The 11575-nt window shown below is 34.6% G+C and carries 12 protein-coding genes and 1 tRNA gene; 6 read left to right on the plus strand and 7 right to left on the minus strand.

Annotated elements, in window-relative coordinates; genetic code table 11:
- Positions 1 to 100 precede the first annotated feature (100 nt).
- Entirely contained in the window at positions 101 to 856 is a 756-nt protein-coding gene (locus DWB61_RS01615) for a phosphatase PAP2 family protein (RefSeq protein WP_125029146.1), read from the plus strand.
- Positions 857 to 938: 82 nt separating this feature from the next.
- The gene (locus DWB61_RS17725; RefSeq protein WP_197091121.1) at positions 939 to 2558 is read left to right on the plus strand and encodes an MFS transporter; all 1620 of its coding nucleotides are present in this window, start codon (positions 939 to 941) and stop codon (positions 2556 to 2558) included.
- A 60-nt stretch (positions 2559 to 2618) separates the two neighbouring features.
- Here DWB61_RS17725 and DWB61_RS01625 read toward each other — a convergent pair whose 3' ends face one another.
- Positions 2619 to 3065 carry a hypothetical protein gene (locus DWB61_RS01625; protein ID WP_125029147.1) on the minus strand — a complete coding sequence of 149 codons (447 nt, stop codon included), beginning with the start codon at positions 3063 to 3065 and terminating at the stop codon, positions 2619 to 2621.
- A 464-nt stretch (positions 3066 to 3529) separates the two neighbouring features.
- Positions 3530 to 3976, minus strand: a complete 447-nt coding sequence (locus DWB61_RS01630; RefSeq protein ID WP_125029148.1) for a hypothetical protein — start codon at positions 3974 to 3976, stop codon at positions 3530 to 3532.
- Between the two features lie 240 nt (positions 3977 to 4216).
- Here DWB61_RS01630 and DWB61_RS01635 point away from each other — a divergent pair.
- Both DWB61_RS01635 and DWB61_RS01640 read left to right on the plus strand, forming a co-directional pair.
- Positions 4217 to 4291: transfer RNA gene (locus DWB61_RS01635), tRNA-Arg, on the plus strand.
- A 241-nt stretch (positions 4292 to 4532) separates the two neighbouring features.
- A complete protein-coding gene (locus DWB61_RS01640; RefSeq protein WP_197091120.1) occupies positions 4533 to 5279 on the plus strand; it encodes a SinI family restriction endonuclease in 747 nt (248 codons plus the stop codon).
- Positions 5280 to 5384: 105 nt separating this feature from the next.
- Here the strand turns inward: DWB61_RS01640 and DWB61_RS01645 are convergent, their stop codons facing one another.
- The 3 genes from DWB61_RS01645 to DWB61_RS01655 all read right to left on the minus strand — a co-directional run bounded on the left by DWB61_RS01645 (position 5385) and on the right by DWB61_RS01655 (position 7820).
- Positions 5385 to 6647, minus strand: a complete 1263-nt coding sequence (locus DWB61_RS01645) for a DNA cytosine methyltransferase (protein ID WP_125029149.1) — start codon at positions 6645 to 6647, stop codon at positions 5385 to 5387.
- Between the two features lie 395 nt (positions 6648 to 7042).
- Positions 7043 to 7489, minus strand: coding sequence for a terminase small subunit (locus DWB61_RS01650; protein WP_125029150.1), 447 nt, complete (start codon positions 7487 to 7489; stop codon positions 7043 to 7045).
- A gap of 100 nt (positions 7490 to 7589) precedes the next feature.
- Positions 7590 to 7820: a hypothetical protein gene (locus DWB61_RS01655; protein ID WP_156190144.1), complete on the minus strand. Its 231-nt coding sequence runs from the start codon at positions 7818 to 7820 to the stop codon at positions 7590 to 7592.
- A gap of 235 nt (positions 7821 to 8055) precedes the next feature.
- Between DWB61_RS01655 and DWB61_RS01660 the strand changes: the two genes are divergently transcribed.
- Both DWB61_RS01660 and DWB61_RS01665 read left to right on the plus strand, forming a co-directional pair.
- A complete protein-coding gene (locus DWB61_RS01660; protein WP_125029151.1) occupies positions 8056 to 8376 on the plus strand; it encodes a helix-turn-helix transcriptional regulator in 321 nt (106 codons plus the stop codon).
- A 2-nt stretch (positions 8377 to 8378) separates the two neighbouring features.
- The gene (locus DWB61_RS01665) at positions 8379 to 9311 is read left to right on the plus strand and encodes a phage/plasmid replication domain-containing protein (RefSeq protein WP_125029152.1); all 933 of its coding nucleotides are present in this window, start codon (positions 8379 to 8381) and stop codon (positions 9309 to 9311) included.
- A 97-nt stretch (positions 9312 to 9408) separates the two neighbouring features.
- Here the strand turns inward: DWB61_RS01665 and DWB61_RS01670 are convergent, their stop codons facing one another.
- Together DWB61_RS01670 and DWB61_RS01675 are read right to left on the minus strand one after the other, a co-directional pair.
- Positions 9409 to 10272, minus strand: coding sequence for a hypothetical protein (locus DWB61_RS01670; RefSeq protein WP_125029153.1), 864 nt, complete (start codon positions 10270 to 10272; stop codon positions 9409 to 9411).
- A gap of 27 nt (positions 10273 to 10299) precedes the next feature.
- Positions 10300 to 11559 (minus strand): site-specific integrase, encoded by a 1260-nt coding sequence (locus tag DWB61_RS01675; protein WP_125029154.1) that lies wholly within the window; start codon positions 11557 to 11559, stop codon positions 10300 to 10302.
- Positions 11560 to 11575: the final 16 nt, after the last annotated feature.

Here is an 11575-nt window from a genome sequence, read left to right on the forward strand (position 1 = left end):
TGTTTGAGAATTGATTTTTTAAAATAGTTTTTTTGAACTTTACATATGCTGCCCGTTAAAATTCTTCTACTTTTGTTGGGTTGCATAAAAATAGTAGTACATGTATCTCTCGAAAAAAAAACATTGGAGTCTCTTTTGTTTATTCCTTATTTTGTCTGTTAGCCAGTCACAGGCACAATTTGTCGATTCTTATCAAAGCAAAACTTCAAAAAAGAAATTTGAACGCTTAAACCCCGGTTTGGGAAAAGAAGTTTTCTCAAAGAAAAATCTTCTGGTTTTCGGTGGACTTTTAGGTTCAGCCTTTTTACTTGATGAGCTGGTTAAAGATGGAATGACTCATAATCAAAATGGTTTTATTGATGGCTTTACTGACATCTCTAATGAGTTTGGAGAGAAAAAATATATGGCACCAGCCACGCTCGCTACTTGGGCTATTGCAACAGCCATTGATGATGAACGACTGGCTACAACTGCTATGAATTCAGCAAAGGCTTTGATTTGTGGTGCAGTTTTAACTGAGAGTACCAAATTTATTGCTGGACGTTCACGTCCTGATATGAATAGAGGATCTATGCATTTCGATGCTTTTAATGGAAGGGGCAACGATACTAAATCTTTTCCTTCAGGACATGCATTTGTAGCATGGTCTGTGTTCACACCTTTTGCGCAAGAATACAGCAAGTGGATCTATGTGATTCCTGCTGGTGTTAGTTTGGCCAGAGTGTACCGAAATCGTCATTGGTTTTCCGATGTGGTTTTAGGTGGTGGGATAGGTTACTTTGCTGGACTCTACTTCCACAAAAGGAAGAATCAAAAAGTTCTATTCAATGGAAATGGCATTGTGATTAAATTCTAATGTTGTATGTCATGTTCTACGTTGGAACTAATGTGTAAATTCCCATCCGTTTGATTCGATTTTAATCCGAAAATATATAAACATGAGTGTAGCTAGAGTTTTGAAAAGTTTCCCAAAAACGTTTTGGGTCGCGAATACAATTGAACTATTTGAGCGTTGGGCCTGGTATGGTTTCTTTATGCTTTTTGCCAATTACCTAACTGGATCGTCGGATGCAGGAGGTCTTGAGTTTACCCAATCGGAGAAAGGATTGATTATGGGTATTGGTACGGGAATTCTTTACTTTTTACCAGTCGTGACAGGATCCATTGCCGATAAATATGGTTATAAAAAGGTCTTGTTTCTATCCTTCATCATTTATATCTCGGCCTTTATACTTTTACCTCAACTGGATACATTTACCGGAGTTTTCATTGCCTATTTATACTTAGCCTTGGGTGCGGCACTTTTTAAACCTATTGTTTCAGCGACGGTAGCTAAAACAACCAACGACGAGAATGCGTCCATTGGTTTTGGTATCTTTTATATGATGGTGAATATTGGAGCCTTTTTCGGGCCATTAGTCACTCTATTATTTAAAGGTTCTCAGCTGATTTTTTATATATCGGCAGCCATGATCTTAGTTAATTTTATTCTTTTGTTATTTTTCGATGAGCCGAAAACGACTGAAGAGAAAAAAGAGGCAGCAACTTATAGCTTTTGGAACTTGATTCAGACTCTGATCGTATCAACTCTGATATTTATGTCGCTATTTGGCATCTTCCTTTTGATTTGGTTGATCGAACGTCCACTATTTATTGTGCGTTTATTTTTTCCTTATGGAGAGCAGGTTGCTTTCCGATGGGCTAAACTTGTTAATTTGATGCCAATTGGAGAATCGAATAAATCTGTTTTTAATAACACAACAAGCATATTTAAGGATACTAAGTTTATCACCTTTCTGGTGATTGTATCGGGTTTTTGGACCATGTATTTGCAGCTGTTTTTCACCTTGCCGGTGTTTATTGCACAATGGGTTGATACCTCAGGTGTTTATGCTTTTTTTAGCGAATACATGCCTTTCTTTAGCGATAATTATGGTATGGCAAACGGACAAATGGAGGCGGAGTTTATCACTAATTTCGATGCGATGTTTATTATCATCTTCCAGATTGTGGTGTCTTCCATTGTGATGAGAATGAAACCGCTGAGTTCAATGATGGTGGGTTTCTTGGTTTGTGCTATTGGTATGACTCTTACTCTGATGACTCAAAATGTCATGTTCACTATAGGAGCCATGTTTATTTTCGCTGTAGGTGAAATGGCTGGTAGTCCAAAAATTACCGAATATATTGGTCGTATTGCTCCATCTGATAAAAAAGCTATCTATATGGGTTACTCATTTATTCCTGTATTTATTGGGAATGTATTGGCTGGTCTTATTTCGGGTGATGTTTACCAGAAAATTTCTGATAAGGTTGAGTTTGTAAAAGTAGAGGCAGCAAGTCTTAATTTATCGATTCCAACAGGTCTTTCGAATAATGCTTATTTTGATACAGTTGCAGAGAAAATGAATATGAACAGCATTGAGCTGACACATCATCTTTGGGAAAAATACCATCCTTCACAAATTTGGTATGTTATCTTCTCGATTGGTTTAATAGCAGTGATTTCGCTATTCCTTTACGATCGCTTTCTGATTAATAAGGATGCTTCCAAATAGGCTGGTCTAAAATCATAAAACAAAAAAAGAGCTTTGATCGATAGATCAAAGCTCTTTTTTTTAGTTGAATAAATACATTGTCCTCTTTTTGGAATCAGGACGACCGATAAGGTTTTTTAAATAATCTTTCTTCTCACTTAGAGCACCTTTTCTTTGAATATAAGCCCTGCTCAAGGGCATGCAAGTCCCCCATAAGTTGCTGAGGTTGCAATCTTCATTGTCAACGATCCGAATTAAGGTGTGGTGTTCACAAATGATGAGGCAATGTTTAAAGCTTTTAGCTTCAATCAAGGCTAGTTTTATGTTTTCACGAGTAATTTTAATAATTTCTGCAGCATTGTCATGAGCCATTTGACTGATGCTAATGATGGGTTGCTCCTCATTAAATGCTATACTATCGAAATTGATAAGATCAGACAGGAATTGTTTGAGCACTGTTATTTTGGCATTTTGAGCTTGGCTCGATAGGGTACAGGCCATGATCAGTATGATTAGGAATTTTTTCATTTCAGGGAGAATTATATCGGGTTTAAACCTTAAAGTGACAAATTAAGAATCGTAATAGTCTGAATGATTAGGGATTATAACGAGTCGATAGTTGAGGCAAAAAAACTTATCAATTCTTTGTTAAGCCAGACTCTGAAAAAATCAAATAAAAAAACAAGAAGTAGAAAAGCCGAGAGCAAATTTAGATTATTACGAGGATTAAATCTAATTGACAATGAAATCTTCTCCATAAATTTGTTTTGCTAGTAAGGCGAAAGTTATCCCTATGAAATTTAAAAAGTGAAGCGTCGTTTGCGATTCATGTTTAAAGAAGTTCCTAATGGCTTTGTAGGAAGTAGAAAACAACTCGATTAAAAGGGGGCTCATGAGTTCAATAAGATTGAGCCGAATAGAAGAAATAAAAGATGTTGAGATTTTAAATATAGGGAAAAAAAACCTCGATTGATGGATCGAGGCGTTCTATATTAGTTGAATAAATACATCATTCGTTGCTGGGAATCTGGTCTTCCAATTAAATTCTTCAGATAGTCCTTTTTTTCATGTAGAACACCAGCTTTCTGAATATAAGCCTTGCTCAACGGCATGGCCGTATGCCAAGCCCCACTTGGACTATTATCTTTAAAGTTGACTACCCTGATGAGGGTATGACCGTCCACAATAATTAAGCAGTGTTTATAATTCTTAGCCTCAATTAATGCTTTGCTAATGCTTTCGCGATCGATCTCAAAGGTTTTGCTTGCTTTAGTCTGTGCAATTTCATTAATACTAATAATAGGTTGTTGCTGATTAAGCTTGCTATCTTCAAAAGTGAAAATGTCAGAAATAAATTGTTTGAGTACTGCTGTTTTTGTGTTTTGTGCTTGGCTAGACAGGCAGCAAGCAACAAGTAGTATGATTATGATTTTCTTCATATTATTGAGGATTAGGAAGTTGTTTCTTGTTTGAGTTTTTGATTTTTTTTTTCCTCGATTCAGCTGGTTTCATTAAACTATATCAAATTTACAAAATATGCTTAATATAATACAAGTTTATTATGGATATTAATAAAAGTACTACTTATTCTTCTCGATGTATTTAGTCATCGTCATCTTCTTCTCTCTGCTGTTTTTGTTTTGTTAATTAATAAGATTTAAATACTTTTGTCGGGCAATGGCCCCATAGTTCAAGGGATAGAACAAGTGTTTCCTAAACACTAGATACAGGTTCGAGTCCTGTTGGGGCTACCATGAAAAGCCGTAATTAGCTAGTTTTTAGTTGATTATGGCTTTATTGTTTGTGAATGACCCGATATTTACCCGAGAATATTTTTTCGATGCTTATAAATGAAGTTTTGTTTTTATGGGCTATAAAAAAAATGCAACCTCAAATCAGTTTGCCTTTATTTGATTGAAAAATATGAAAGTATTATACATTTTATTTCTTTTGTAAAGTTTTTTAAGTTTTATAATTATTATTAAAGAATTAATAATGGCGAATTCAAGATACAAGAGACTTTCGGACTACACATGTACTCCACATGATGTAATAAATCATGCACAAACTATTGCTGGATGCGGATATTCAATATCATTAGATGTTGCTTTGAAGTGTATTTGTCAAAATCCTTCTTATTCATGTGCTATTAGCATGAGTTCACATGAAACCTGGTCGGATTACATTGCAAAATGGACTACTAAATACATCAATGGGTATCAAAATAGATGCTCTGAAAGAGTTAGCAATCCAATTGGAACAAAGCATGACAATATTCTCGATGATATTATTATTTCAAGCATTTCTAAATTAACCAGTAGTGAAATTGAACAAATTAAATTTGCACATAGATTATCGATGTCTGCTGAAAATATTGGAGGGGCTTTGTTAGAAGAGTACCTTTCAGAAGAGTTGATTCAGTATAAATGGCATTGCTGTTGGGGTGAAACATTAAAGAGTATTGATTTTTGTAATGAAAATGGAAAATTATTACAAATAAAAAATAGTGATAATAGTGAGAATAGTTCAAGCCAAGCAGTTCGTAATGGAACTGCTATTATGAAATGGTTTAGACGTCATGCTAAAAAGGGAACTACCAACTGGGATGCTTTAAATACACTTTTAAATATTACTGACCTAAATAAAACTCTAAGCGAAGCTAAGTATAAAGCATTCGTAAAGAGGGTTTTAGTGAGTAATCCTGATGCGTTGTTTATTGAAGGTGACAATGTTTGGCAATAAAAATTATTGATGATGAAATAATACCATTAAAGGCAGCTTATTTGGCTGCCTTTAATGGTATTTTATAGTTGATTTTAAAGAATTAGTTTAACTAGACTTAATTTATTACCAAATGGTTGTCTGATTATCTAATTCCATAGTTTTTAAAGACTTTTCGCTTCGTTTTATAAAATCAACGACAAACTCAACTTCGTTAGTATGTTTATACCGAGAGTATTTAAAGCCATCAAATGATTGTTGGCATATGTCATTTTTGTGGTTTAAAATTGTTCTCCCTATTGCTGCACCAACACTTATAGGAACTGCATTTCCAATTTGTTTGTATTGTTGTACTAAGTTGCCCTTGAGTTCCCAATTGTCGGGGAATTCTTGAATTCGTTTATATTCTTGTATGCTCAATGGTCTATCTTCATCTGGATGGCCTAGATCAGTCGCGGGCATGGCAGGGTGCGTTACAAGAGTAGGCGAGGGCTTTTCCCATGATAGACGACGTAAAAAACCAGTTTTCCCTCCACCAAGATAGTATGATTTACCTAATGCCTCTTTCTGTAACTCAATGCTTAGATTTCTCCAATTCTGGCCAGCTTTGAGTAGACGATAATATTTTAATCTTTTTTCTGGGAATTTTATATATTGGTGCGTTGTTGATGTTGGGAAATTATTTAGAGCTTCTTTGAGTACTTTCCATTTTGGTAGATCGAAATCACCTTTTTCAGAATTAGTTGGTTGAAGGTGAGGCATGGGTTTATCTTTATTTGTGCAAATTATGATAACCCTTTCTCTACACTGAGGAGTTCCATAATTAGCAGAATTATATAAATTGAATGTTACTTTGTAGCCAGCCGCTTTTAAACGATTCAAAATATATATCATAGTTGAACCTTTAATATCTTTCACTTCTGATGATAGGAACTGACTATCAAAATTATCTAGTTCGATTGAAAAATTAGATGAGAGTAATCCCCGAACGTTTTCTATTACTGCATATTTGGGTTTAATTTGTTCAATAACATCGATGTATTTTAAAAATACATTTCCTCTTTCATCAGCTAATCCCATTCTTTTTCCAGCTGTACTGAATGCTTGGCATGGTGGGCCACCAACGATAATGTCTACGTCTTCTTTATTTTCAATATTTGCGAAATCTAAAATATCCTGGATCGAATAATTTCTAATATCACCAATTAGTCCTATATCTGGATTGTTAGCGATAATTGTTTCTCTGCAAGACTTATCAACTTCACATGCCAAAAGAGTATTTATACCAGACCTATGCAACCCTATGTCGAGCCCCATAGCTCCACTAAAAAAACTTAATGCTTTTAGCCCTTTTATTTTTGTTGTATTTATTGTTGATTTACGATCCATCTATTTCACTTTTAGTTGAACGCGAAAGTAGCCACATTCAGCGTATTATCCAAAATTCAAATAATTACTATTATAAGGGTTTGAAAAAAAAGATTTGTAATTGTTTGACTTTGATCATACAGAGGCGTTGTATGTGTAGTCAGCTTAAATGCTATACTTAGGGGAAGGATTTAAAGAACTTAAAAGTCCAAAGTTTCTTATGACAGGAACTGTCATTAAAATATATAATTAGGAGCTAACCCTCGATACCCAGAATGTAAATTTGATCAATACAAAGAAGATCCGAATGGTTATGAGGATTTGCATGATTAGTTGCTTTTAAGTTTCTAATCACGACCATTATCAGGGAGAATAATTACCGTTCTGCCTTGATCTTGCTGTTTTGTATCCTTCTCCTAGAACCCTAGATGCTTGGCTAGCTTTTCTAAGGCATCCAACTTGTTGTAAAACTTTATTTTGTTGGAACGTTTAAGAGTGCTTCCTTGATAGACCTCACTTACATCTGCTGATGAAATTGCAGCTGAGACTTCATATGGCAAGTCTGATATCTTTTTCAGATTGCCCTCTTCGTTAAAAAGATCTTTGGGATTGAAAAGTATGATTCGTTTTAGTTCTTGAATAATGGAGTCTATTGTAAGCTCGTTACGCCATGCAATTTCCTTTTGAAGCTCTTCGACTCTTGACCTAATATTGACCTTCTCAAAGAGTTCGTGTGCCTTCCTGTTGATGCTTTCGGGTTTCATACTCATACAATTGTATGCAGATCTGTAAGCTGCACTTTTATCCCCTAATTCAATATATTTATGGCAGGCTTTTTCTTGTTTCGGAGTAAGTTTTAGCATCCCTTGTTTCTATTAAAATATAGTAACAGGTAAGGTATTTAAATCTTAGTCTATTATCTGATTGATGGCTAAAGTATTAAGTGTGAGTTTTCCACATTATTTAATCCCAATGGAATAAGCTTTTTTGATAAAAATCATGATTGCAATCTGCGCATTTCCATACAGGGGAATCCATTTCTACAATACATCCCCCAATCGCAATTTTGCCTGCTTCTTCTTCCTTAAAAGCTTCATATGAAGGATAGCCATAGATATAAGTTGCGATTCTTTTTGAGCCACAAAAAATACATTTTCTAGGTTTGTTTTTATATCTCTTTTTTTCTTTATCCAAAATTGCTCCCTTCCTCGTTTGGTTACATTAAAAATACCACTTTTTTATTTCATCTTAAAGCCAAAATCCGCCTGTTTGTGTGTGCCCAATACCAGAGTATAGTCACAATCACAATTAAAACCAAAATGTGATTGTGACTCATTAACCTTTAAAATCTTTTACCAAGCTTTAAAATATCCTTAGGAAAAATTAAGGTCATGAGCTTATGATCATTGTTAATTTTAAAAATTACACAATGATAGACATTACGAGTCTTTTGAGTGATGAGCATGATGCTAATCATATCAAAATTGAAGTTAAGGGAAGAGATCTTTTAGAATTTGGTAAAAGTTTAATTAATCAATCCTATCAAGAGTTCAAAAATCATTTTCCTGTTCCTTTTTACGAAGAATACCTTACAAGGAAAGAAGTTACTATAATTTTAAAGATTTCGCTGAGTACCCTTTGGTATTGGAAGAAGAGAGGAATTCTCACTCCTATTCGTATTGGAAATAAAATTCGATATCGAAGAAGCGATATTGAAAAGTGTCTTATTTCATCACAAAAGGAGGATTAATAATGGATTATATCGAATTAAGCCTCCAAATTGATGAGTTTGATTTTTATTCCATAGTCGAACAAAAAGGTTCTAAACTAACAAAGTCTATTTATCCTAACGGGATTGAGTGGTTTCATGGTGAGATGAAAAACCTTCGCATTGGCACAAATGGCACGCGATTAAAGATAAAAGGTAGCCTCAATAAATTTCTTAATGGACACAATCTTAGGAATATCGGAATTAAAGAAGTCGAACAATCTATCCGTATATTTGAGAGGGAATTTGGAGTGTCGTTTCAACTTGCGGAAGTTCTAAAACTTGAATTAGGGGTAAATGTTTTATTAAATTATCCGCCTGTTGTATACAATAAGGTCTTAGGGGAGCATCCCAGACTTTTTCGATATGAAGCCTCGTCTGGATTATACTATTTCCCTAATGCTAAGAGGAAGAATCAGCACAAACTCCTTCGCTTTTATGACAAAGCAAATGAGGCTAGAAAAGTTGCCAAAATTCATTTTAAGAATCCGAAGTTGTTGAGGTATGAAATGATGCTTTCGGCTAAGGAGATTGAAATACTTGCTAAAAGAAAACTTACAGCATACGATTTATTTGATCCTCAAATCTATTGTTTGATTGTTGATAAAGCCATTAGTGAATTTCAAAAAATAGAAATTCTCCATCTTCCTCGTTTTAAACCGCCAGAAAGCCTAAAAGATTTCAATAATCTACTTAGGTGTAAGGGTGTTGAAAGTGTAGGATCAAAAACGTTGTCCGATATGATTCGGGAATGGCAAACTCGCAAAATATTTAGTTCCACAATTGCATGTCGATGCAGGGATACTCTCAGAAAAGCAAACGCTTTTTTTAAGAGTAATACGTTAAATGATAGTGAAGACCTAGGTATAGAACTCAGTACAAAACTTTTGGATGAGCTGGATGCTCTGAAATCGTAATCTTCTAATAGTAAGTCTGACTTATGACATTTTAATGTAATTATAATTGATTTTTGGTGTTGTAGTAGGGGGCCTGTAATGGCCCTTTTTTCTTGTTTTAAATATTTTCCATTGCAGTGACGATTTCCTTTAGCTTGTCTTTATCTGGTGAGCCTCCTTGTGGTTCAGAAAACTCTATGTTGGGATTTTTTTCATTGACTCCGTTTAGTCCTGAAAAACATTTATTGATTTTTGAATACAGATTGTTTGCCTTCTTTTCAGTCACAAATCTTTCATAGATTCTCTTGGAGGTTGTAACTGTCAAGATTTCATGGGGCATATGTTTTTTTAATAGAAAAAGAAGTTCGTATAAGGTTTTTGCGTTGGGTTTGTGTGTTGTACGTCCTTTATTTGTCCAAATTATTGTTTCTCCTTTTAGCTCACTAATAGGGACTCCACTAAATACCATTACAAAAGTTTCTTCTGATGTTCGATGATCTATATAGTCCGCTTTGCGGAGCTCTTTATAAAGGAATTTAAGCTGTTTTGTAGTTAATTCTGTGATAAAGGCTAATGGAACTATATGAGGGGAGCTAGAACTGTTTATTTGAGCTTCAAAGTTTGTTTGCATCTCCTCAAATAAGCTAGATATGAAACTGTACTGTCTGCTGTTAAGGTCGTAATTTGATAAAAGCTTATCTCCATTATCTTTTTCGAGGGTTAGTTGACAGAGTGGTATTAGAGCGGTTCGTTCCTTTGATGGTAGTAGACAGAATCGTGCTATTATTTCATTAAGATAATTTTTTCTCAGAACGGACGTGAGATCACTTTCGCTATAAGATAAAATGCTATGAATTATTCCCGTTAAAAATATTGTTGGAGGATGAAGAAATGTTTCTACTTCATCGATAATTTGAAGCTTCATTTGGTGTTTCGTTTCCCATCTCAATTCTTGACTTTCAGTCTGTAAGGGTATATTCATAGGTTTGTTTATAGTTAGTTGTGTTGCCTAAATAATTTTAAGATTATTTTTCTTACCTGAAAAACGAGGATGTTTGGATAATTTTTTTGCTGCTTGTTCTTGGGTTATGCGGATGTATTTTAGGAAGGCAGCCTCAGTTTTGTGACCAGTCATCTTCATTATTTCATAACTAGGAATTCTATCCATGTAACAATTCGTGGCAAAGGATCTTCTGGCAGTGTGCGAAGTGATCATCTTGTATTTTGGTATTGCTGAATCGGTTCGCAGTTTACCAACCTTCTTAAAAACGGGAATTAATGTCTTTATCAAGGCTAATTTTCCAATGTCTTTAAGCAGGATGTTAAAATTTTGATTACTGATAGGTTTTGGTAAAACGTGGTCGTATTTATGGATGATTTGCATTGCCATCGCACTCAGTGGGACAAATATCTTCTTTTCAGTTTTTACGGGCGTTATTTCAAGGATATCGTCCTTTATATTCTCTTCGTTAATCCCAGAGAGATCTGAGAACCTTAAACCTGTTGCACACCCTAGAATAAATAGATCTCGGGTTTTTTCCATTGTGGGGTTGCTTGCAAGGTCAAGTTTGAAGATACTCTCAATTTCATAGTCGGTAAGGTAGATGGTTTGAGCTTCGTTTAAAGGCTTATAAAAGCGTTTTGACTTATAGGCCTCATTCACTACTATTCCCGATTCTTTTGCCTCTGAAACGAATAATTTAATGTTTTTAATGTGTTTGCCAATGGTAGTATCCTGCATGTTCTTTTCATTTGAGCAGAACTCCAAAAACGATCTATGAAAGTCCAGATCAATATTCTTAAATTGAAGTTTTCGATCCCAAAATGATGAAAATTCATTTAACCTAACAAGTGTGGATTTGTAACTCTTAATGGTGAGGATACTTTTTGTAGCTTGGCAATCAATGATGAATTTTTCAATGAATGAAGGTAGATCGGGTAAGTTGTCTGATTTCGTTGGATTATGAAAGTTCTCCACGACACGTTTCAACCAATGTTTATCCAAATTAGCTCGATCACTAATATTATTGAAACTATCCTCAATATGTCGTTTGAGCTTTAAGAGGTTGGCGTTGAACTGATCCTTATTTTTCAGATCAGACTTTTGCCTAGCACATTGCTTGTTTTGACTCCAATGTTCAGGATGAATGAGAAATTGGGTTCGTGTTGTTTGGTCGAACTCAGTTCCAATCCATATACGTGCGTAAATTAGTACAGGTGTATTTTTATTAATTGAATTTGCCCGAATTAATAATTTAACCTTAGCCATATCTATTGATTTTAAA

Source organism: Ancylomarina euxina, from assembly GCF_003863355.1.
Lineage (GTDB): Bacteria > Bacteroidota > Bacteroidia > Bacteroidales > Marinifilaceae > Ancylomarina > Ancylomarina euxinus.

Bases quoted from the DNA above. Each gene is read 5' to 3' on its own strand.
- DWB61_RS01670 (WP_125029153.1), bottom strand. From the start codon at position 10,272: ATGAATATACCCTTACAGACTGAAAGTCAAGAATTGAGATGGGAAACG.
- DWB61_RS01640 (WP_197091120.1), top strand. From the start codon at position 4,533: ATGGCGAATTCAAGATACAAGAGACTTTCGGACTACACATGTACTCCA.
- DWB61_RS01665 (WP_125029152.1), top strand. From the start codon at position 8,379: ATGGATTATATCGAATTAAGCCTCCAAATTGATGAGTTTGATTTTTAT.
- DWB61_RS17725 (WP_197091121.1), top strand. From the start codon at position 939: ATGAGTGTAGCTAGAGTTTTGAAAAGTTTCCCAAAAACGTTTTGGGTC.
- DWB61_RS01675 (WP_125029154.1), bottom strand. From the start codon at position 11,559: ATGGCTAAGGTTAAATTATTAATTCGGGCAAATTCAATTAATAAAAAT.
- DWB61_RS01615 (WP_125029146.1), top strand. From the start codon at position 101: ATGTATCTCTCGAAAAAAAAACATTGGAGTCTCTTTTGTTTATTCCTT.
- DWB61_RS01630 (WP_125029148.1), bottom strand. From the start codon at position 3,976: ATGAAGAAAATCATAATCATACTACTTGTTGCTTGCTGCCTGTCTAGC.
- DWB61_RS01645 (WP_125029149.1), bottom strand. From the start codon at position 6,647: ATGGATCGTAAATCAACAATAAATACAACAAAAATAAAAGGGCTAAAA.
- DWB61_RS01660 (WP_125029151.1), top strand. From the start codon at position 8,056: ATGATAGACATTACGAGTCTTTTGAGTGATGAGCATGATGCTAATCAT.
- DWB61_RS01650 (WP_125029150.1), bottom strand. From the start codon at position 7,489: ATGCTAAAACTTACTCCGAAACAAGAAAAAGCCTGCCATAAATATATT.
- DWB61_RS01625 (WP_125029147.1), bottom strand. From the start codon at position 3,065: ATGAAAAAATTCCTAATCATACTGATCATGGCCTGTACCCTATCGAGC.